At 30.7% G+C, this 24,094-nt stretch carries 15 protein-coding genes; 8 read left to right on the top strand and 7 right to left on the bottom strand.

The genetic code is table 11. From position 1 onward, the window contains the following. Positions 1–269: 269 nt before the first annotated feature. Together JOP69_RS16360 and JOP69_RS16355 are read right to left on the bottom strand one after the other, a co-directional pair. Positions 270–815, bottom strand: coding sequence for a hypothetical protein (locus JOP69_RS16360; RefSeq protein ID WP_203391972.1), 546 nt, complete (start codon positions 813–815; stop codon positions 270–272). Positions 816–824: 9 nt separating this feature from the next. Then, entirely contained in the window at positions 825–2,018 is a 1,194-nt protein-coding gene (locus JOP69_RS16355; RefSeq protein ID WP_203391971.1) for an ImmA/IrrE family metallo-endopeptidase, read from the bottom strand. Between the two features lie 367 nt (positions 2,019–2,385). On the opposite strand from JOP69_RS16355, the gene JOP69_RS16350 reads away from it, so the two are divergent. Both JOP69_RS16350 and JOP69_RS16345 read left to right on the top strand, forming a co-directional pair. Further along, complete coding sequence (locus tag JOP69_RS16350) at positions 2,386–2,628, top strand: hypothetical protein (protein WP_203391970.1); 243 nt, start codon at positions 2,386–2,388, stop codon at positions 2,626–2,628. Next, a complete protein-coding gene (locus JOP69_RS16345; RefSeq protein ID WP_203391969.1) occupies positions 2,619–2,936 on the top strand; it encodes a type II toxin-antitoxin system RelE/ParE family toxin in 318 nt (105 codons plus the stop codon). The genes JOP69_RS16350 and JOP69_RS16345 overlap by 10 nt, the downstream gene beginning before the upstream one ends. A gap of 153 nt (positions 2,937–3,089) precedes the next feature. Here JOP69_RS16345 and gatB/aspS read toward each other — a convergent pair whose 3' ends face one another. The 5 genes from gatB/aspS to JOP69_RS16320 form a co-directional block, all read right to left on the bottom strand. Then, entirely contained in the window at positions 3,090–6,425 is a 3,336-nt protein-coding gene (gene gatB/aspS, locus JOP69_RS16340) for an aspartate--tRNA ligase (RefSeq protein WP_203391968.1), read from the bottom strand. Next, a complete protein-coding gene (locus tag JOP69_RS16335; RefSeq protein WP_203391967.1) occupies positions 6,425–7,825 on the bottom strand; it encodes an amidase family protein in 1,401 nt (466 codons plus the stop codon). Before JOP69_RS16335 ends, gatB/aspS begins: the two co-directional genes overlap by 1 nt. 2 nt (positions 7,826–7,827) lie before the next feature. Then, positions 7,828–8,094: a hypothetical protein gene (locus JOP69_RS16330; protein ID WP_166386651.1), complete on the bottom strand. Its 267-nt coding sequence runs from the start codon at positions 8,092–8,094 to the stop codon at positions 7,828–7,830. A gap of 353 nt (positions 8,095–8,447) precedes the next feature. Further along, the gene (locus JOP69_RS16325; RefSeq protein WP_203391966.1) at positions 8,448–10,211 is read right to left on the bottom strand and encodes a glycerophosphodiester phosphodiesterase family protein; all 1,764 of its coding nucleotides are present in this window, start codon (positions 10,209–10,211) and stop codon (positions 8,448–8,450) included. Positions 10,212–10,294: 83 nt separating this feature from the next. After that, a complete protein-coding gene (locus JOP69_RS16320; protein ID WP_203391965.1) occupies positions 10,295–12,799 on the bottom strand; it encodes a TonB-dependent receptor in 2,505 nt (834 codons plus the stop codon). A gap of 595 nt (positions 12,800–13,394) precedes the next feature. Here JOP69_RS16320 and gyrB point away from each other — a divergent pair. From gyrB to secDF, 6 genes are all read left to right on the top strand, one after another. Beyond that, a complete protein-coding gene (gene gyrB, locus JOP69_RS16315; RefSeq protein WP_203391964.1) occupies positions 13,395–15,332 on the top strand; it encodes a DNA topoisomerase (ATP-hydrolyzing) subunit B in 1,938 nt (645 codons plus the stop codon). A 506-nt stretch (positions 15,333–15,838) separates the two neighbouring features. Further along, a complete protein-coding gene (locus JOP69_RS16310) occupies positions 15,839–16,900 on the top strand; it encodes a DUF6588 family protein (RefSeq protein ID WP_203391963.1) in 1,062 nt (353 codons plus the stop codon). A gap of 132 nt (positions 16,901–17,032) precedes the next feature. After that, positions 17,033–17,959 (top strand): malate dehydrogenase, encoded by a 927-nt coding sequence (mdh, locus tag JOP69_RS16305; RefSeq protein ID WP_203391962.1) that lies wholly within the window; start codon positions 17,033–17,035, stop codon positions 17,957–17,959. A gap of 161 nt (positions 17,960–18,120) precedes the next feature. Beyond that, positions 18,121–20,232 carry a DNA helicase RecQ gene (recQ, locus tag JOP69_RS16300; RefSeq protein WP_203391961.1) on the top strand — a complete coding sequence of 704 codons (2,112 nt, stop codon included), beginning with the start codon at positions 18,121–18,123 and terminating at the stop codon, positions 20,230–20,232. 49 nt (positions 20,233–20,281) lie between these two features. Continuing rightward, positions 20,282–20,884, top strand: a complete 603-nt coding sequence (locus JOP69_RS16295) for a hypothetical protein (protein WP_203391960.1) — start codon at positions 20,282–20,284, stop codon at positions 20,882–20,884. 157 nt (positions 20,885–21,041) lie between these two features. Beyond that, positions 21,042–24,017 carry a protein translocase subunit SecDF gene (gene secDF / locus JOP69_RS16290; RefSeq protein WP_203391959.1) on the top strand — a complete coding sequence of 992 codons (2,976 nt, stop codon included), beginning with the start codon at positions 21,042–21,044 and terminating at the stop codon, positions 24,015–24,017. Positions 24,018–24,094: the final 77 nt, after the last annotated feature.

The following is a 24,094-nucleotide window of genomic DNA, read 5'->3' as shown; positions in this document are numbered from 1 at the left end:
ATAAGCCTTTTTTAATATATTTTATACATATAGGTTTCTTCTCACTTAATTATTAAGAGAGTTCCACCAACCTGTATTTATTGTATTATTTTTCATTATGAAACAAAAGTAAGATAGATTTTTAAAATAGGCAATGTTTAGATTGATTTTTATTTGGAATTTATTGAAGTATATTTTTAAATTAATAGTTTAATTTAAAAAAACTAGTTCATATATTTCGTCTAAAAATCATTGATTTAATAAAAATATGCTTAATAATATTTATAAAATTATTTCTCACTTAATTTAAACATAGCCTTAGCTACATTTAAAGCTGACTTATCATATTCCTCATGTCCATAACTATGTTTTTCGTTTAATTCATAAAATGATCGGTAAATATCAAATGGGTTCTGTGATTTGGCAACCCAAGTAACAATAATATCAAGGATTTCATTCATAACAGGTTGAAAAGTCATTCTACCATCTCCTCCTCTAATGCCATTATTATCGGATTTACGTTTACCTAAATTTAGAAAAATATTTTTTTCATCGTATATGATATCTCGAACTTCCTTGAATTCTTTTCCTTTTGGAAGGTAAGCCATTAATAAGTTTCTAATTCCCTTATAATAAATATTATATTTCTCTTCTGGGTTTTCAAATTCTTTTCCAATTAACTCTCTCAATTCATCGACTTCCACAAGATTTCCTTTCTCTGAGTCAATAGACAATTGTTTTCCTACTTTTTCATTTGCTTTTTGTAACAACTCTAATCTTTCTATATCTGATTCAGAAAGTTCTACTTGCTTTTTTACTTTTTTATTATCTTCCATATACCAATTTTAATTAATTTCTAAAATATGCTTTATTCTTTCCCCTACTAATTTTATACTTTCATCATTCCATGACAAAGGACTCAATTTACTTAAAGCTTCTTTATAATCTGGATAGAATTTATTAAAAGCTCCATAATATTTTTTATCATATAAATTATCCTGATACCAAGTAAAAAATGAATAAACAACAGAAACATGAATTTCATTTTCAATTGCAAATTTCGAAACTAAGTAAGGATTATTTATATAATTTTTTATGTATATAAATTTTTCTTTTGGCATAAAAAAATCTCTAGCAAAAGAATCTGCTTTTTCTTCTATTAAAAATAAATCGGCATCACCAGATAAGTGAAAACTATTTGTTTTAATCAAATCGAAATCGAATAATACATGATGTAACTCATGCAAAAGAGTGAACCAAATTGTCGGGTAACTTTTATTAAAATCAGTAAGAACAATACAGGGTTTTTCATTAATAATAAACGTCCCTCCTCTTACTTGTGTTGTAGCTAAATAATCTTGAAACACAACAGTTACACCAATATTATATAATGCTTTACAAACAGTGAATAACCCGTTTTTTATATCTTGAGAATATGGTTTTATTTTTATGATTAAATCTTTTAATCTATTTCTATCATAATCGTTAGGATTATCAATAACCTTGAAAGTCTGATATGCTGACTTAACCCAAAAATCTTTCATCTTATCTGAAAAATTTCTTTTAGCGCTACTATATAAAGGTTTGTTAAGTTCTAATTGATAATCTTCAATAGAATTAAACCCAAAAAAAGATAAAATTTTGTGAACTAACTTATCCGGTTCATCTTTAATCTTAAAAAAACCAAACTTAGTCAAAGTTTTTACATCAAAATTATCTAATAAAAACGTTGCTTTCCTTGCATTATCAATAGAACGTATATTTTCAGGGCTTTGATTACTTAAAACAGTTTCAATAAATTTATTAATAGGTATTCCTAAAAACTCTGCAATTTTTACTATATGTATTAAGTTAGGCTGCTTAGCACTACCATTTATTATCTGTTCAAAAACATCTTTATCAATTTTCAATAACCTTAAAGCCTTAGTTTTACTAATCTTATAAGATTCTAATTTATCATCAAACATTTCTCTAATATCCAAGCGGCCATCATTTGAAAAAATTGATTTTAATAAGTCATCGATATCTGAGTTAATCATAAAAAAGAGTATTTACTCTGCAAATATACAACAAAATTAAACTTAAAATAAATTTAAAGGGTAATTACCCTCAAAAAAAATATTTATCTAAAACTATTACCTAAAAAATAGAATACTTTTTAATAAACCAAAAAAATCTCGCTTTCGCGAGATTTTTATATTTATAAAAGTAGTTAGAAACCTACTTCCTCATAACCCTAACATTCATCTCCTCAACTTTCTTATCACTCAAAATAGAAGGCGCATTAAATAATAAATCTTCAAACGAATCTATTTTTTATTGAGTAAGACAGCTGTAAAATCTGTGAAATCAATAAAAATACGAACTAAATTGAAAATTTTGTATCTTTGATAAAAGTCCAATAAAATGAATTTAGAAGCTCGAAAAATAGAATTTGTACAAGAATTTCTTAAACTACAAAGTGAGGAAGTTATTTCTCTTTTTGAAAAAATACTAAAAAAAGAGAATCTAAAAGCTGGACAAGAGGATTTTAAACCTATGTCCATTGAGGAATTTAATTCACGAATCGACCAATCTATGAACGACTCAGAAAACGGAAGATTAATAAGTTCTAGTGAATTGAAAGCCCAAATTGAAGAATGGAATTAAACATATTTTGGACTGAATTTGCTAAAAATGAACTTGAAATAATTTATAAATATTATCGAGAAAAAGCTGGAATCGTAATTTCTAAAAAACTTGTAAAAGGAATATATAACGAAACTCTTACTTTAAAAAATCAACCAGAAATAGGGCAAATTGAGGAATTACTAAAAAACCGAAAAGAAGAATTTAGATATTTAATTCACAAAAACTACAAGTTAATTTATTGGATAAATAGTAAAGAAAATCAGATTGAAATTAGTGATGTTTTTGATACTCGACAAAGTCCACCTAAAATTAAAAGAACAAAATAATTATAGCTAATTTTTGGCAAAGAATAAAACTAAAAAAGAATCGGTTTCAATAATGTTTTTTTTCATTTGTTTCTCTTGCATTTTCTAATTAGAATAAACCAAAAAAAATCTCGCTTTCGCGAGATTTTTATATTTTTAAGAATTATTAGAAACCTACTTCCTCATAATCTTTACATTCATCTCTTCCACTTTCTTATCACTCAAAATAGAAGGCGCATTAAATAATAAATCTTCAGAAGAACCTGTTTTAGGGAAAGCCATTACTTCTCTAATAGACGCTTTCTTTTCTAAAATCATCATTAAACGATCTACTCCCCAAGCAATTCCTCCGTGAGGTGGCGCTCCGTATTGGAAAGCTTTGTACATGGTTCCAACACTTTTCATCATTCCTTCTTTATCGTAACCCATATTTTTATAGGTTGCTTCTAAAATTTCTGCTTTGTGAGCACGAACAGAACCTCCACCAATCTCATAACCATTTAAGATTAAATCGTATTGTTGCGCGATAATTGTACCTATCTCCTCGCCTTCTCCAGTCATGTGCTTTTCTAAATCGTAGATAGCTGGCATAGAAAAAGGATTGTGCGTAAACGTCCATCTTCCTTCATCAGTTTTTTCAAACATTGGAAAATCTACAACCCAAGCTGGTCTTAGTTCTTTCGGATTGATCAACTTTAAAATACGTCCCATTTCTTGACGTACCGCATCTAACGCCTTGTTAGCGGTTGCATAATCTGCTGCTGAGAAAAATACAATATCACCAACTTGTGCATCTGTAGCCTTTATAATATAGGCTGCAATTTCTTCGCCTAAAAACTTAATAATTGGCGATTGCAAATCGTTTTCATTCACAATAATATAAGCCAAACCACCTAAACCATTTTGTTGTGCAATGGCAGTTAAGTTTTCTATTTGTCCTTTAGACATACGTTTGTTTCCTTGCTCTGCTGCAGAAACTTTAATACATTTTACAATTCCACCATCTTCAATTGGTTTGCTAAAAACCTGGAAAGTGGTATCTTTTACAATATCTGTAATGTCTTGCATTTGCAAACCATAACGTAAATCCGGTCTATCACAACCATATTTATCCATTGCATCTTTATACGTAATTACTTCAAACGGACGTAAAATCCATTTTTTACCATAAATTTTATTCACAACTTCATTAAACATTTTAGTGTTTAAATCGATGATTTGCTGCATACTTGCGTATGCCATTTCAATATCTAATTGTGTAAATTCTGGCTGTCTGTCTCCACGAGAATCTTCATCTCTAAAACAGCGTGCTATTTGAAAATATTTTTCAAATCCACCAACCATTAACATTTGCTTAAATTGTTGTGGTGCTTGTGGTAATGTATAAAAAGAACCTGCTTGTTTTCTTGTAGGAACAATAAATTCTCTTGCTCCTTCATCTGTACCTGCAGTTAAAATTGGAGTTTCAATTTCTAAAAACTCTTCTTCATCTAAAATATCACGAAGTAACTTAATTACTTTATGTCTATTTACAATTGCTTTACGAACCTCATCATTTCTATGATCTAAAAACTTGTATTGAAAACGAGTAGTTTCATTCGTTTTCATTGCTCTTTTTATTTCAAAAGGCAAGGTTTTAGATAAGTTTAAAATTTCTAATACAGATGTTTCTAATTCTATTTTTCCGGTTCTTAAACCTGCGTTATAATCATCTTCGTTTCTCTGAACCACTACTCCGGTTACAGAAATAACAGATTCTGATTTCAACTTTACAAGTTCATCTAAATTAGGAAAAGTTTCTCTACTTAAACGTACTTGAAAAACTTGATTGCTAGAATCTCTTAAATCGATAAAAATTAATTCTCCGTGATCACGCACACTAGAAACCCAACCAGACAATGTAACTTCTTCATTAATTGTTTCTTCTGATAACTGAGAAATTTTATGCGTTCTGTAGTTTTCCTTGATTATTATAGGAACTTTAGGTAATTCTTCTTCCGTTTTTGGCTTTTCGCTATTGGCTATTTGCTGTTGTTGGCTATTAGCTATTGGCTCTTCGCTAACCGCTAAAGGCGAATTGCTAAGTGCATCTAATATCTCCTCACGGATAACTTTCCCTGAAGCTCCTTTACCTATAATACCGATTACTTTACCAACAAGAATACCAGCTTTCCCTTGATTTCCTGCTTTAATATCGTTTGCAATTGCTTCATTTTCTGCAATCACCTTTTTAACGGCATCTTTAATTTTATCTTCAGAAATAGTATTGTCTTCAAAATACTTGTTGTAATCGAAGTTCCTATCTTTTAAATACGATGTAATTCCGTTTTGTACTAAAACAGAGGTAATTTTATCGTCTTTAAATAATTGGAAAATCTCTGTTAATTGAGCTACATCATGAATATTTTCATACTCATCTGCACCAATATTATTCACCAATGTTTTGGCTACAAAAGAAGCATCGTTAATTTTATTATTGATAGCTACAAATACTGCAGAACGTAAAGAATCTGCTGTAAAAAACTTTGCGTCTTGTGGTAAAACGCCACCATTTATCAAAATAGATTCTACGGCAAAAGGCAAAGAACTGATATCTACATCAATACTTTCTACTACTTTTTTAATGTTGACAAAAGGTAAATCTGGCTCAGAAATAAAACGATAATCTGCTTCAAATTCCTTTTTACGCATCGTTTTGGTTTGCTTTAAATCGGCATCCCATAAAACCGTAGTTTGGTCTGGTCTAAACGCTTTATTTTCTACGTAATAATTTAATTGCTTTTCAACTTCTTCCTTTAACGCATCTACCATAAACTTAAAAGAATTTAAGTTTTTGATTTCTGTTCTTGGGTTTAAATCATACGTACGCTTTTTTCTAAGTGATACAGAAACATCCGATTTAAACTCACCTTTTTCAAGATTTGCTTCAGAGATTTTTAAATTCTGAACAATTCTTTGAATGTATTGCGCATACGTAGAAGCATCTTCAATATTACGAATACAAGGATCGGTAACAATCTCGATTAACGGAACACCTGCTTTGTTAAAATCGACTAAAGAAATTTTCTTTTCGTGCATCAATTTTGCAGCATCTTCCTCAATATGAACTTGCGTTAAACTCACCGTAAATTGCGAACCATCATTTCTATAACAAGAAACTTGTCCGTCTGGAATTACAGGATTGTGAAACTGTGTAATTTGAATGTTCTTTGGGTTATCTGGATATTCATAATGTTTACGATCCCAAGAAATAACTTCATTAGAAAAAGTAGATTTTACCGCTTTTCCAAAATAAATAGCTTTGGTAATTGCTTCTTTATTTATCGATGGTAAAACACCCATTTGCCCAGTACAAACCGAACATATATTCTGATTTGGTTGCTCTATTTCTTGATTTGCACAAGAACAGAATAACTTTGATTTTGTATTTAATCGAACGTGTGTTTCAATACCGATTACTAACTCTAAGTCGTGCTTTTTAATAAGCTCATTTAATTGTTCCAGTTCCATTATATCGTATCTTTTAAGAAGTTAGCAAACTTCAAAACAAGTTCGTCATTATTTTTTGCTGCCGTAATTTGTAATCCTGTTTCTGTTCCTTGTGGCACTGTTAACGTTGGCAATTGCCCTAAACTAAAACCAACCGTATACGCATCCGACAAATACATTGCCAACGGATCTTTTAAACTATCGCCTATTTTTGGTGGCGAATTTGGCGTAACAGGTGATAAAATAATATCTACCACTTTAAAATCTTTTTCGAAATTAGTTACAATTTGATCTCTTAAATTCAATCCTTTTAAATAGATTTCATCAGAAAAACCTTGCGATAATACTTGATTCCCACCAACTATTCTACGTTTAGATTCTTCAGAGAAATTTTCTGATCGTGTAATAGAATACGTATCTTTTAAAGTATCGCCTTCTATTCTATTTCCGTAATTGGTACCATCTAACCTAGAAAGATTCGATGCTGTTTCTGCCATTGCCAATGTATAGTATGTAGAAACTAAGGTATCAGATTCAAAGAAATCTAATTCTTTAACTTCAATTCCTTTGGCTTTTATTTTTTTGATGGCTGATAAAAAATCTGCTTTTACTTGCGCATCAATTGCATCATTTTCAATGAAATTTTTAAAATACCCAACAGTTTTAATTCCATCAGCATTTAAAATAGTTTCTTCGGATATTGCTTCTGATGGATACGTAGTTAGATCTTTAATATCTTTACCACTCATTACATTTAAAACAATTCTAATATCTTCGATAGATTTTGCAATCGGACCAACACAATCTGTAGACGATGCGTACGCCATTAATCCGAATCTAGAAATTCTTCCGTAGGTTGGTTTTAATCCGTATATTTTATTGTAACCTGCCGGTTGACGTACAGAACCTCCTGTGTCTCCACCAATTGAAAATACCGTAAAGTCTTTTGCTACATTTACTGCAGAACCTCCACTTGATCCTCCAGAAACCAACGCTGTATTAATCGCATTTTTAACAGCTCCGAAAATGGTGTTTTCAGAAGAAGAACCATGCCCAAAAGAATCACAATTTTCTTTTACTAAAGGAATGGCACCTGCATCAAATAATTTCTGAATGGCAGTTGCTGTATATGGCGATTTGTATTTTTTTAATAAATCTGAACTTGCCGTTGTTAAAGTTCCTTGAACCATGTACACATCTTTAATTCCGAATGGAATTCCCTCTAACAAACCAATTTCTTGTCCGTCTGCTATTTTAGCATCTACTTTTGCAGCTAATTCTAATGCTAAAGTATCTAAAAGTGAATTGACTGTATTGTGGGTGTTCGATTTTAATAAATCTAATCTTTCTTGCACTAATTGTGTACACGAAATTTCTTTGTTCACCAATTGCTGATGAATTTTACGTATTTGCGATTCCATAATTATTCTTCTATCACTTTAGAAACTACTAAAAATCCGTTTTTTTCTTTCGGAAAGTTTTCGATGATGATTTGTTTTTCCGCTTGCGGACTATCAATAACCACATCTTCTCTTAAATCATCTAAAGACACCGCATTATTATGATTGGTATTAAAAGTAGAATTTGATGTATTTGCCTTTTTAATTACTTCAAATAACTGATTCACCGATTCCGATGGTTTTGCTCCTTTAATGCTAGACAAAATGTCTACCGTCATTATTTTGCTCATGTTTTTAATTTTTAGATTCAAAAAAAAGCCTTCCAAAATTTGGAAGGCTTTATTTATATATTTCTAAACAACAACCTTCCCATCCTAACAATTAGGATTATTGAAATTACGATTGTTATTATTGTTTGTCATTTTTGTTATACTGATGACAAATATAAATAGAAAAAACTGTATACATTCTTCTTTTTTAAGATTTTATACAGCCTTTACATAATTTATAAAATATTGATATTTATTTATTGATATAGCAATAGATTAAAGCATATTTATAAGAAACTTACTAATTAAATAGTAAGCTTCAAATAAACATCACGATAAAATTGGGGGATTTTACAGTTTTTATTAAAATAAACTTATTTTCTTAAAGGAATTGCAATATTGGGGTAATCGGTAATAATTCCATCAACACTCATTTTTAGTAGGTTTACCATATCCTCTTTTTTATTTACCGTCCAAGGAATTACTTTCATCTTATTATTGTGAATCGTTTTTATTTCATCTTTATTCAATAAAACAAAATACGGACTGTAAATTTTTGGTACAAAACTTAACATTTTCATATTCGTTTCAAAATCATTTTGATACGTTAAAAATGCCAAAGTAAATGTTGGATATTTTTTATGAATGTATTCTAAAACACGAGGATCAAAACTTTGAACCGTTATTCTTTCTAAAGGTAATTTTGCTTTTTTTAATTGATTAATTACAAGATCAGAAAATTCTGCCACAGCAGGTTGAAAACCATTTTTCTCATCATCAGGAGTACTTTTAATTTCAATATTATAACGAATCTCTTCATTTTCTGCTTCCGCAAAAGCAATCACTTCAGATAATAAAGGTTTATATGCTTTCTCTTTTTTCTGTTCTAAAAACTTAAGATTTCCAATAGAACCTACATCATAACTTTTTATCTTTTTGTATTTATTTTTATACATATTAAATGCAGAAGCTTCTTCTTTTGTAATACGATTTCCTTTAGCATCTAAAGTAACATTTTCATTTAACCAAGGCTCATGAGAAACAACCACTTTATGATCTTCACTAATAACCACATCTAACTCCAACGTATTTACACCTAATTCTAATGCCTTTTCAAAAGCCTGAATTGTATTTTCTGGTGATAAACCTCTTGCTCCACGATGACCTTGTAAATCAAAATAGAACTTTTGTTCTTTCCCTAAAATCACCTCATCAATAAAAGTTACCGTTTCATTATAAACACCTTGCCAATCTTTAGATCTTAAATCGCATGCAATAACATGGTTTCCTGCTTCTGGAAAAGCAACTTTTGTTTTTTTATCCGCAGGAGTTCCTAAACCATCATACATTTTTAAAATTGCAGCAACAGAAACCACTTGATCTTGTTCTTTGTCATTCTTATAATAATACCCAACAAATACAGGAATCTTAACTTTAGCAAAAGTTGCTGGTTTCATGTTATCTAGTAACATTTTTATCAAAGCCTCATAACCATTAACATGATACGAAGTAGACCAATACTTCGCTTCTTCTTCGGGTCTTATTTGTTTTGTAATTTCACTACCGTTCATTTTGATAAATCCGGCTTTACCTTCTGGAGTTGTAATTGCTGCAAAAGCAGGATTTTTAAGTCCGACAAATGGAGAATACATAATTAGACCAAGAATAGAAGCATCTTCTGATGCTAATTTTAGACTTAAAGTTCCGCCAGTAGACGTACTTACTAAAATTACTTTTTTACCAATTATTTTACCAATTGACAATGCTTCTTTTGCTGTTTCTAAATAATTTTCTGGAGTTAGTTTCTTAAAACTATCGTCCCTCTGTATGCCGTGTTCTTTTAAACGAGATAAGTAAACATTGGCATTGTATTTTTTAGAAAGCATACTCATTATTGGCTCTCCTTCCCTACTACTTGCGCCAAAACCATGTAAATAGACAAATGCAATATCAGATTGTTTATTTTTATAATTATCAGCCCAAATAATTCTAGCATCATTATTGGGTTTGATGTTTTTATTACTATCCTCTTTCTTTTTTACAATACTTTCAATGGTCATAATCGTTTTTACTTCTTGACCTAAAACCGTAAAATTAAAGGCTATTAATAAAAGCGAAGTTAAAAATGTTTTTTGCATGATAAATTGTGTTTTTAAAAAAGCTATCAAAAATATTTGTTAAAATAAATTAAGATAGCTTTTCTATTAAATTATAAGCGTTCTTAAAAGTTCGCTTTTACTTGTACTCCAAAAAATCTTGGCGCACCTGCAATAAAAGTCGGAATACCAAAAGCACCACCAGTATTACCTGCATCAACAATAAATTCTTTATTTAAAGCATTATTCATAAAAAAGGTAAGTTCATAATCTTTGTTGATTACAAGACCTGTTTTAAAATTTAAGATACCATAACCGTCTTGAGAAATATCTGGCAAATTAGTCTCTTCAAAAAATACTTTAGATTTATACGTATAAGTGGGTCTAAAAAAGTAACGTAAGTTTTTAGTAGCATCTATATTGATATTAAATCCTGCAGAAAAAGAATTCTTAGGTGTTAATCTAAATGTATTTCCTGCTAAAGCTTGTGCATTTCCATTAGAGTCTTCGTCATCAAAAGAAGCGTCTATATAACTATAGTTTGCAAAAAAGCTTGATGTTTTTGAAAACGCATACTGCATAGCCGTTTCAAAACCAAAAGAACTTGCACTTCCACTATCTTCTGGCGTTGACGTAAGTACCCCATCTTCAAATTTAGAAATAGTTGTTTGAAAATTTGAATACTCATACATATATGCATTTATATCAAATTGTAATTTATTATTTAAAAACAATGATTTTGCACCTACCTCATAAGACCAAACAGTTTCATCTGATAATACATTTGTTTCTGTTGCCGTTACATTAATAACATTTGGTCTTCTCCCTCTAGAAGCGGTACCAAATAATGTAATTGCCTCATTCACATCATAATTTACGGCAAAACGACCCACTGCTGATAAAAAGTTTTCGCTCGCTTCTATTTTTCCTCCGTTTGTAGTCGTAAATAACACATTAGGATAATTCCCTAATAAACGACCTAAAACAGAAGGATTTTCTGAATCCGTTACTTGATACCCCGCATTAATGTTTTCCCAAGTAGCTCTTAATCCTAAAGTAACAGATAATTTATCTGTGAAATCATAAGAAGCATCAGCAAAAATATCTCCCGAATAGTTTTCTCCAAAATTTTTATTGGATTCAGTATTAAAAGATTTTAAAGTAGCACCTGCAAGAGGTCCAAATGTAGCTGGATCATCTGGTAAATTTGACGCCAAAATTGGAAATCCGTTTGAAACCAAAAAAGTAGGGTTTAAGAATAACATTGCAACACTTTGCTCATTATATTCCCAAGGTACGGTTTGTGATCCTTTTTCATAAAAGAAGTTTCCACCAAAAAAACCTCTAAATTCAGCATCAGTATCAAAATTAAATCTAACCTCTTGACTAAATTGTTTTCCTTCTGATATCTCATGGAAAAATAAAGCAGGAGCCGCAGTTCCGTCTGCATCAAAAGCTTCATCAGAATTAAATTTTCTGTAAGCTGTTGTAGAAGTTACATCCCAAACATCATTTAATTCATGTTTTAAAATTGCAGTAACACCCCAAACAGTTCTGTCTAAACCTAATTCTTCTCCCCTTTCTAAATCTGCAAAAGTATTCGGGTTTGTATCTCCACCTAAAGGTGCATAAGTTCCACTTTTAAAAGAAGTTCCCGGAGGCGTATCTTGTTGCCAGTTTGCAATAAGATCTAAAGTTGTATCATCATTTAATAAATATCTAAATGAGGTTCTAAAAGCAACTGTTTCTTTTCCGTTTAAATCTCCACCAGAAAGGTTTTCGATATATCCATCTCTTTTATTATATATGGCAGCAGCTCTAAAAAACAATTTATCCTCTACTAAGGGAGCATTATAATGTCCTGTTGCTAAAAATTGATTAAAATTACCATACCCTAATTTTACAGCACCAGAAGTTTCATTTTTTGCTTTATTCTGAATAATATGCATTGCCCCAATTTGAGCTCCTCTACCAAACAACGTACCTTGTGGTCCTTTTAAAACCTCTACACGTTCTATATCATATAATTCTACAACAGAACCTCTAGATTTACTAATTGAAACTCCGTCTTGAAAAATAGAGACTCTTGGTTCTACTCTAGAATCACCACTATCACTTGTAATTCCTCTTACTACAATTCCGGGGTTATTTACACTTTGAATTTGCACTTGAAAACCTGGTACATATTCTGACAAAGCATCATATTCAAATGTTCCTTGATTTTCTAAAAAATCTGTTCCATAAGAGGTGATTGCAATAGGCACATCTTTATTTTTTTGCTCTCTTTTTTGAGACGTTACTACAACACCTTCTAACTGATAAGCACTTTCTTTTAAAACAACATTAAATATTGTTTCTACCTTATTAATTACTACTTTTTTGACGATTGTATTGTAACCTAAATAAGATACTTCTACCAAATAACTATCTTTTGCAATCTTATTCAATAAAAACGCACCATTTTCATTTGAAGTTGTTCCTTTTGCTATTTTTTTTATATGAACATTTGCTCCCATTATTGGTTCTCCTTGCTCTGTAGTAATAGTTCCTTTTAACACGCCTGTATTTTGTGCGTTTGTACTAATTAGACTAAAAAGTGTTAAAAATGTAAGTAAAAATTTAAATTGCATCTATTTGAGTTTAAAATTAAATTAGAACACAAATTTATCTTAGTACTACGAGACATTTGTTAACTTAAAATCATACAATGGTTACTTTTTTAATCATTAGAACCTATTCTATATAGATAGTTTACAAAACAATAACACCAAGGTTTCAGAATATTAATATTGTTTGCCTTAACCAAAAAAACACTTTTACATTAATTACTGATTTATAAATTATTAATCAATTTAACAGTGAAATAAGCTACTTTAAACCAAGAATCATAAACTTAACTTACTCATATTAACAACACCTTAATATCGTACTGATATTCCTTCTAACGAAGAATGTCTGCTATTTTATAGTTTTAAAACAAAAGTTTTAAGCGATTTTAAAATTTTCTAAATTTGACATTAAAACAAAAAATATCAAAATTTAATCTAACATCATTTTTAAGCGATTTAAAGCACTTTTATGAAATTAATAAATGTTGATAATTTTAGACTAAAATCACTAAAAAGCTTTTAAAATCGCTTTATTAATTGTAAATTTGAGATTATGAATTTCGCTTTTCGAAGCTGAATTTCATCAATTTAAAAAACATTAATTTACTTTTATATAATGAGCGAAGAAATTAAAAAAGAATATGATGCTTCCAGTATTCAGGCACTGGAAGGAATGGAGCATGTAAGAATGCGTCCTTCCATGTATATTGGAGATGTTGGTGTACGTGGTTTACACCATTTAGTATACGAAGTTGTAGATAACTCTATTGATGAAGCAATGGGTGGTTATTGTGATACAATTGATGTTACCATAAACGAAGACAATTCTGTTACAACCAAAGATAATGGACGTGGAATTCCGGTTGGAATGCACGAAAAAGAAGGCGTTTCTGCATTACAAGTAGTAATGACAAAGATTGGTGCTGGTGGTAAATTCGATAAAGATTCTTATAAAGTTTCTGGAGGTTTACACGGTGTTGGTGTTTCTTGTGTAAATGCACTTTCTGACCTTTTAGTAGCAACAGTGCATAAAGATGGTAAAGTTTGGAGACAAGAGTACTCTCAAGGTAAAGCATTATACCCAGTTAAAACCATTGGAGAAACTGATTTTACAGGTACAATTGTTACTTTTTTACCAGACAAATCTATCTTTAAACAAACTACAATATTTAACTACGAAACACTTGCAACTCGTATGCGCGAGTTATCGTTTTTAAATAAAGGGATCACCATTACCTTAACAGACAAACGTGAAACAGATGATGAAGGAAACTTTATTTCAGAAATTTTTCATTCTGATGAAGGTTTACCCGAATTTATTAAATATTTAGATTCTACGCGCGAGCAATTAACATCGCAAGTAATTTCTATGGAAGGCGAAAAAAACGGAATTCCTGTTGAAGTTGCTATGGTATATAATACTTCGTATGCAGAGAACTTACATTCTTATGTAAACAACATTAATACACACGAAGGAGGAACGCACTTATCTGGTTTTAGACGTGGATTAACAGGAACTTTAAAAAAGTATGCTGATGAATCTGGTTTATTAAAAAATGTAAAATTTGATATTGCTGGTGATGATTTCCGTGAAGGATTAACGGCAATCGTTTCTGTAAAAGTGGCAGAACCACAGTTTGAAGGGCAAACAAAAACAAAATTAGGGAACAGAGAAGTTTCTGCTGCAGTTTCGCAAGCAGTTTCAGAAATGTTAACTGATTATTTAGAAGAAAACCCAAATGATGCTAAAACAATTGTTCAGAAAGTAATATTAGCTGCAACCGCAAGACACGCTGCACGTAAAGCCAGAGAAATGGTACAGCGTAAAACAGTAATGTCTATTGGTGGTTTACCTGGTAAATTATCTGACTGTTCAGAAACAGACCCAGAACAATGTGAAATTTTCTTAGTTGAGGGAGATTCTGCAGGTGGAACAGCAAAACAAGGTAGAGATAGAAACTTTCAAGCAATTTTACCACTACGTGGAAAGATTTTGAACGTGGAAAAAGCAATGCAACATAAAGTTTTTGAAAATGAAGAGATCAAAAACATGTTTACTGCCTTAGGTGTTTCTATTGGTACAGAAGAAGACCCAAGAGCTTTAAACCTTTCTAAAATCCGTTATCATAAAGTAGTTATTATGTGTGATGCCGATGTAGATGGATCGCATATTGCTACCTTAATATTAACCTTCTTTTTTAGATACATGAGAGAGATGGTAGAGCAAGGTTATATTTATATTGCAACACCTCCTTTATACTTAGTTAAAAAAGGACAAAAAAGAGAATATGCTTGGGATGACAATCAACGTGATTTAATCGTTCAAAAAATGGGTGGATCTGCAGCAATCCAACGTTATAAAGGTCTTGGAGAGATGAACGCAGAACAACTATGGGATACTACCATGAATCCTGAATTTAGAACTCTTAGAAAAGTGATTATAGACAGTCCTGCAGAAGCAGATAGAGTTTTCTCTATGTTAATGGGAGACGATGTACCACCTCGTAGAGACTTTATAGAAAGAAACGCTAAATACGCAAACATAGACGTATAGTATTTTTATCTAAATAATTTATATGATACACATTTCTAGTAATAGGAATGTGTATTTTTTTTGATGAAATTCGCTACAAGCCCCACTATAATCATCAAATACTTTAGTTAACTACGCAATACTGATTTAAACATTTTACAAATCAATAAATCGTTACTTTTCCGATTACTTTTCATTAAAAATAATTCAATCTATTTTCACAACATTCTAAAATTAAATTACCTTATTTCTTTACATAGAATTTATTTTGAGTCGATTAAAATTCTGAATAAAATAAAATGAGTTTATAAAACCTTATATCTTTTTAGCATTGCAGACCTAAGTCTTTTTAAAATTATGCTTATAAATTCCTCATCAAACTAAAAAAAATCAATACCTAGATATAGTGAAATTTGACTTCTTACAACCAATATAATGACTCTAAACTTTTATTATTGATTTATTTATCTATTTTAGCAAAAAAATTAACAAACATTTAACCAATTACCAACTAAACCCCATTAACCATGAAAAAGAGTATTTTAATTTTTATCGGCGTATTCGCCTTAGCATTTAACGCAAAAGCTCAAGATGGTTTAGAGAACATTCTTTTTGCCGATATTTCAGACGCAAACCTACTTACAGAAGCTTATTTAAAACCAGTAGCAGAAGGCTTTATTTACGGGATGAGCAGCGGTTGGTTTCATACAGCAAAAGTTCACAAAACACTAGGTTTTGACATCACAATAGGCGCTAATCTTTCCCTTGTTCCATCTGATAAAGAAATCTTTAATGTAAATTCATTAAACTTATCCGATAAAATTACACAAAACCCAATTACTTCTCCTACCGTTTTAGGGAGTGGTGATAGTGCTTTACAAAATGGTTTTGAGGTAACCATACCTGCAAACTCAGACCCTACTATAAATAATGGTATCCACCCAGAATTAGTGAGAAACTTTACAATGCCAGATGGTTTTGGAGACGATTTACCTTTAAACGCAGCACCAACTCCATCAGTACAAATAAGCTTAGGCCTACCTTATCAATTTGAAGCAACTGTACGTGTTATACCAGAAGTAGGTAGCGATGATGTAAAAGGAAAATTATTTGGTTTAGGAATTAAAAAAGAAATTACCGATTGGTTTGGCCCTTTAGACAAGTTACCTCTTCATGTTTCAATAATGGGTGCTTTTACGAATATGACAGTTACAAGTACTATAGACGATCCTAACGAAAATGGAGTAACCATAACTGACGGTTTAGGAGAATTAAAATTAGATTCTTACACAGTACAAGCTTTAGCTTCATTAAACTTCCCTTTTATAAATGTTTATGGTGGTATTGGATACGTTAGCGGCTCTTCTTCTTTAAACATAAACGGAACTTACGAATTAGAATATTCAGGAGGACTTGGTCAAACATACCGAAAAACACTTGTAGACCCTTTAAACTTAAACTACAAAGTTGGTGGATTAACATCTACAATCGGAGCAAGATTAAGTTTTGGTTTCTTTAAGATTTTTGGAAGTTATACACTACAAGAATACAACACGGTAAATGCAGGTATTGCATTTAGCATCAGATAAAATAGTTCGAAATCCATTTCGTAGAAAGACACACTATTAAGGTGTCTTTTTACTTTTTTAGCAATTAAAACTTAAGTAAATTTCGTACTTTTGTTAGAGTTAAAATTGATTATAAATCTAAAAATAATAAATATGAAAGTTACCGTAGTAGGAGCAGGTGCAGTAGGTGCAAGTTGTGCAGAATACATCGCAATTAAAGACTTCGCTTCAGAAGTTGTTATCTTAGACATTAAAGAAGGTTTTGCAGAAGGAAAAGCAATGGACTTAATGCAAACAGCTTCTTTAAATGGTTTTGATACCAAAATCTCTGGAAGTACAAATGATTATTCTAAAACAGCAAATTCTGATGTTTGTGTAATTACCTCTGGTATTCCACGTAAGCCAGGAATGACTCGTGAAGAATTAATTGGAATAAACGCAGGAATTGTAAAAACAGTTTCATCTAATTTAATAGAACACTCTCCAAACACAATTATTATTGTGGTTTCTAATCCTATGGATACTATGACTTATTTAGTTCATAAAACTACAGGATTACCTAAAAACAGAATTATTGGAATGGGTGGAGCATTAGACTCAGCTCGTTTTAAATACAGATTAGCAGAAGCTTTAGGAGCACCTATTTCTGATGTTGATGGTATGGTAATTGGTGGTCACTCTGATGTAGGTATGGTTCCTTTAACTCGTTTAGCTACTCGTAACTCTGTTCCTGTTTCAGAATTTATTTCTGAAGAAAGATTAGAACAAGTTATGCAAGACACTAAAGTTGGTGGTGCAACCTTAACTGGTTTATTAGGTACTTCTGCTTGGTATGCTCCAGGTGCTGCAGTAAGCGCTTTAGTACAAGCAATTGCTTGCGACCAAAAGAAAGTTTTCCCTTGTTCTACTTTATTAGAAGGTGAATATGGTTTAAATGACCTTTGTATTGGTGTACCTGTTGTTTTAGGTAAAAACGGAATTGAAAGCATTGTAGAGATTAGCTTAACTGATACTGAAAAAGCTCACATGCAAAAATCTGCAGAAGGTGTTTCTAAAACAAACGGATTATTAGAATTGTAATAAGCCTTAAAAGCTTACTCAATATATTTTCTAAAATGCAAAAAGCCTCAAAGATCTTCTTTGAGGCTTTTTTACGCCCCTATTTTCTGTAATTCAAATAAACATCTTATCTATTTTCAAAAATGTAAAACACGTATATTTGTTACCTAATTGCTTAAAAATTGAAAAAACAAATACATACACTATTAAAAAATGTATATGGTTATGAAAATTTCCGTCCTTTACAGGAAGAAATTATCACCAGAACTATAGACGGAAAAGACAGTTTTGTTTTAATGCCAACTGGAGGAGGAAAATCTATTTGCTTCCAAATTCCTGCATTAATTTTTGATGGAATTACCATTGTAGTTTCACCGCTTATATCTTTAATGAAAGATCAAGTACAAGCGCTAAAATCTAACGGAATAAAAGCCGATTTTTTTAACAGTTCTATTTCTCCACAAGAAGAAAACGATGTAATTGGCAGAGCAATTAATGGAGAATTACAACTACTTTATTTATCCCCAGAAAAATTAATATCCGTAAGCAACACTTGGTTAAAAGAATTAAACATAAAATTAGTAGCTATTGATGAAGCACATTGTGTTAGTATGTGGGGACATGATTTTAGACCAGAATACACACAATTAAAACATTTTAGAAACTCTTTACCAGAAATACCTTTTATGGCATTAACCGCTACCGCGGATAAATCTGCTAGAAAAGATATTGAAGAACAATTAGGTTTAAAAAATTCTAAATTATTTATCTCTTCTTTTGATCGAAAAAATTTAAGCATAGAAGTTAGAGGACAAGTCGCTAAAAAGAAAAAACTACAAGAAATTGCCAATTTTATACAACGAAGAAAAAACGAAAGTGGTATTATTTACTGTTTAAGTAGAAAAAATACAGAAGAAGTAGCCAGTTATCTTAAAGCAGAAGGACATTCTGTAGCATTTTATCATGCAGGAATGAATCATGAAGAAAGAGAAAGTACACAAACTGATTTTATAAATGATGATATAAAAATAGTGGTTGCTACCATTGCTTTCGGAATGGGAATTGACAAATCTAATGTTCGTTTTGTAATTCATTACAATTTACCAAAAAACTTAGAAGGCTATTATCAAGAAATAGGAAGAGCAGGAAGAGATGGATTGCCATCAGAAACCATACTGTATTACAATATGAGAGATTTTGTATTGTATAGTCAATTTGCAGACGACGGAGCAAATACCGCCATGCAAAAAGAAAAATTAAATAGAATGCTTCAATTTGCAGAAGCTAAATCGTGTAGAAGAAAAATACTATTATCTTATTTTGGAGAACACCTTTCCGAAAACTGTGGCAATTGTGATGTTTGCGAAAATCCGCCAAAAGACTTTGAAGGCACTATTTTAACACAAAAAGCACTTTCTGGAATTGCAAGAATGGGTGAAAAAGATGGAATTACCATGTTAATAAACGTGTTAAGAGGAAGTAATAATGCAGACATCCATTCTAAACAATATTTTAATCTAAAAACGTACGGCATAGGAAAAGATGTCAGTTTTTTCGATTGGCGAGATTATGTAATTCAAATGGCAAATCAAGGATTGATAGAAATTATGTACAGCGAAAATTCTGCTCTAAAAATATCACCCATTGGGTGGAAAGTTTTAAAAGGAGAAAAAACAATTCGTTTAACAACTCCTATTGCCTCTAAAGATAAAAAGAAAAAAGAAAAAGTAGTAAAAACAGCAACAGAAGGAGCAGTAAATAAGGACCTATTTACAGAGCTAAAAAAAATACGATACGCCATAGCCAAGGAAGAGAAAATGCCTGCTTATATTATTTTTAATGACAAATCTCTAAAATTAATGGCTAGTGAACTGCCTACAACAGAAAATGAATTTTTAGCAATTTCCGGAGTTGGAATGAACAAAATGGAAAAATATGGTGAAGAATTTATGAGTGTGATTCGTACCTTTAAAAATGTAGCGAAACCGAGAAAAATTAGCACCATTCAAAACACATTTAATTTATTTAAAAAAGGTTTAAAACCAGCCGAAATTGCCCAAGAAAGAAGTTTATCTATTACCACCATTTTTTCACATCTATCACAATTATATATGGAAGGCAAAGAAGTGGATTTAGAAGAACTTGTAGATAAAGAAGTTGTAGATAAAGTACGAATTGCTTTTAATGAATTGGAAAGAAAAATAGAATTGAAACCCATTTACGACAAACTAAACGAAGAAATTTCTTATGGGGAAATAAGGTTAAGTATTACATTAATTTTAAAAAATGAATAAGATGTATGATCGCACAACCATAACGCAATCTTTTTTATATATTTGACGTATGAAGGCAAAATGGTACATCTGTACTTTATTCTTACTATTTATTTGTTTCGGAGCGTTTCACGAGGAGGTTACTTTACCTAATCAAGAAATTGTTCTTGAATTTGTTGATGTAAAAATCAACAAAAAAGACATAGATAACACAATAGCCGAAGTAAAAGAAAAACTACTAGCAATTGGTGTTGCAAATATTCAAATTAATAAGACACACAACGGTACCTTAAAAATTTCGTACTATAGTACTTCTCATATTAACAACATTAAAGAAGAGCTTTACAAGGATCATAACTTAGTTTTAAATCAAAGTTCTGATCATAAAGAAAAAAACAAGCATTCTTCTAATTACAATATTGATATTCATGAGTTAACCAACCAAAGTGATATTTCTAATTCTGATTTCAATTTTGTTCTTGATGTTAAATATTATTCTGATAAAATTAGCACTTTTAATTATGTTGCTTTCGTAAAAAAAACAACGCAATACAAAGAAAATCAACTCTTTAAAAATTCTTATAAAATCCATAAAAATCATCCTTTTATAAAGGATAGAACTTCTTACAATGAACCTGAAGTTAGAGCAGGTCCGCAAAGCTTCTATAGCTAAAAAAAATGTATTCATTTACATTTTAAAAATACTACTTTAAAATCATGAGTACCAAACTCATAATAACAAAAAACAATCAACAAAAATAATTGTCAGGTTTTACGAGAAACTATATATTTGCTCGTTTTTAAAAATTTGATTATAAAATACATATAAAATGCAGAATAAAGGACTTATAAAGTTATTTGCTATCCTTTTTGGATTAGTGAGTTTATACCAATTATCATTTACATTCTTAGCTACCAAAGTAGAAGATAATGCAATTAGTTATGCAGAAAGTAAAGGTGATAATATTGATTCAAGACAGAAAGCTGCTTTTGAAAGAAAGTACTTAGACAGTGTTGCAAACAAAGACATCATTAATTTAGGTATTACATCTTACAGCTACAATGATGTTAAAGACAAAGAGATGAATCTTGGTCTAGATTTAAAAGGTGGTATTAACGCTATTTTACAAGTATCTGTAAAAGAAGTTTTAAAAAGCTTAGCTAACGATTCTAAAAACGTTGCTTTTAACAAAGCCTTAGACGCTGCAGACGAAGCTCAAAAAAACAGTAATGCTACATATTTAGACTTATTCTTTGAAGAATTTGAAAAAGTTGCTGGCGATACGAAATTAAGTGATCCTTCTATTTTTGGAACAAAAGCTTTAAGCGAAAAAATCACTTTTAATGAAGCAAATGCTACTGTAAAAGAAACATTACAAGAAGAAATTAACAGTTCTATTGGTACTGCTTTTGAAGTATTAAGAAGTAGAATTGATAAATTTGGTGTTACACAACCAAACATTCAAAGAATTGGAAACTCTGGTAGAATTCAGATTGAATTGCCAGGTGCTAAAGATATTGAGCGTGTTACTCGTTTAATTACTAGTAAAGCAGAATTACAGTTTTGGGAAGTATATACAAATGCAGAAGTTCAAAATTACTTTTTTACTGCAAATGCTAAAGTTGCAGAACTTTTAAAAGACAACACCGTTCTAAAAAAAGCTGTAGATTCTACTAAAACAGATGATATTGATGATTTATTAGGAGAAACAAAAGATTCTACAAGTGTAAATCAAAAAAATCTTTTTACTTATTTATTTCCTAACGTAGCACAATCTCAACAACAAATGAGTTCTTTAGTTGCACAAGCTAGAGTTTTAGATACTGCTACTGTAAATAGTTTATTAAAAAGAAAAGAAGTTAAAGCATTATTACCTAAAGAATTAAAATACGTTAAATTCTTATGGGATTATAAATCTAACAAAGGAACAGACGGAACAGAATTAATTGGTTTATATGCCATTAAAGGAAGCCGCAGTGGTAAAGCGAATATTGAGGGTGATGTTATTTTAGATGCTTCTCAAGTATTTGACCAAATGAATAAACCAGAGGTTAGTATGACTATGAATAGTTCTGGGACTAAACAATGGGCAAAAATGACTACCGAAAACCAAGGTAAATTTGTTGCTGTTGTATTAGACAACTATGTGTACACTGCTCCTTCGGTTAACAATCCTATTACAGGGGGTAGAACATCTATTTCTGGTGGAAGTATGACTATTACAGAAGCAGAAGATATTGCTACCGTTTTAAAAGCAGGTAAATTACCAGCTGCAGCTAGAATAATTCAAGCAGAAGTTGTTGGGCCATCTTTAGGACAAGAATCTATAGATCACAGTATTCAATCTTTTGGTTTAGCTATTTTATTAGTTTTAGTTTGGATGATTTTATACTATGGTAAAGCTGGTTTGTATGCAGATATCGCTTTAGCTGTAAACATCTTATTTATCTTCGGAATTTTAGCTTCTTTCAACGCCGTGTTAACATTACCTGGTATTGCTGGTATTATCTTAACTATTGGTATGTCTGTAGATGCAAACGTTATTATCTTTGAGAGGATTAAAGAAAGTTTAGCCATAAAAAAAGGATTAAAACAATCTGTAGATGAAGGTTTCTCTATTAAAGGAGCTTTATCTGCAATTATTGATGCAAATATTACAACTTTATTAACTGGTATTATCTTATATGTTTTTGGAACAGGACCAATTAAAGGTTTTGCTTTAACATTAATGATTGGTATTTTAACCTCATTATTTACAGCGGTATTTATTACTCGTTTGTTAATTGACAGATCTATTAATAAAGGAAACAGTTTAACTTTTAATACTTCTATCTCTAAAGGATGGTTCCAAAATATAAATGTAGAGTTCTTAAGAAAACGTAAAATTGCATATTTCATTTCTGGATCTATTATTGTTGCAGGTATCATTTCTATTTTCTCTATCGGGTTAAAGCAAGGTGTAGACTTTAAAGGAGGACGTTCTTATGTTGTTCGTTTCGATCAAACAATGAACGCGACAGAAGTTGCTTCTACCTTAAAAGATGCTTTTGGTACAGCTCCAGAAGTAAAAACGTACGGTTCTGATCATCAATTAAAAATAACAACTGTTTATAAAATTGATGAAGAAGGACAAGATGTAGATGACCAAGTTCAGACTGCTTTATTTACAGGTTTAAAACCTTATTTAGGAAATACTACGTACAAAAACTTTAAACCAGGTTTCGAAAAAGAAGGTTCTGGTGTAATGAGTTATATGAAAGTAGAACCAACCATTGCAGATGATATTAAAACATCAGCATTATATGCCGTTTTTGGTTCTTTATTAGTGGTATTCTTATACATCTTATTAAGATTTAGAAAAATATCATTTAGTATTGGTGCAGTAGTTGCCGTTTTTCATGATGTATTAATTGTATTAGGTTTATTTTCTATCTTATATAAATTTATGCCTTTTGATATGGAAATAGGTCAATCATTTATTGCTGCAATTCTAACAGTGGTCGGGTACTCCATAAATGATACGGTAGTAATTTTTGATAGAGTTAGAGAATTTACAGGAACACACCCAAACTGGAAATATAGCGAGGTTGTAGACAAAGCATTAAGCTCTACTCTAGGACGAACAATAAACACCTCTTTAACAACATTATTAGTAATGTTAGCAATCTTCTTATTTGGAGGAGATTCTATTAAAGGATTTATGTTTGCCTTAATTATTGGAGTAGTTGTAGGTACATATTCATCATTATTTGTGGCAACACCAATTATGTTTGATACCTCTAAAAAAGAAGAAAAAAATAATTAAACTAATTTTTAGATATATTGAAACCGTTTTTAATTTGTAACTATCAGATTAAAAACGGTTTTTTCATTACACAAATA

Origin of the sequence: Polaribacter sp. Q13, assembly GCF_016858305.2 — a bacterium.
GTDB lineage: Bacteria > Bacteroidota > Bacteroidia > Flavobacteriales > Flavobacteriaceae > Polaribacter.
Note: the sequence above shows the minus strand (reverse complement) of the source record. Positions and strands in the feature narration are given on the sequence as shown.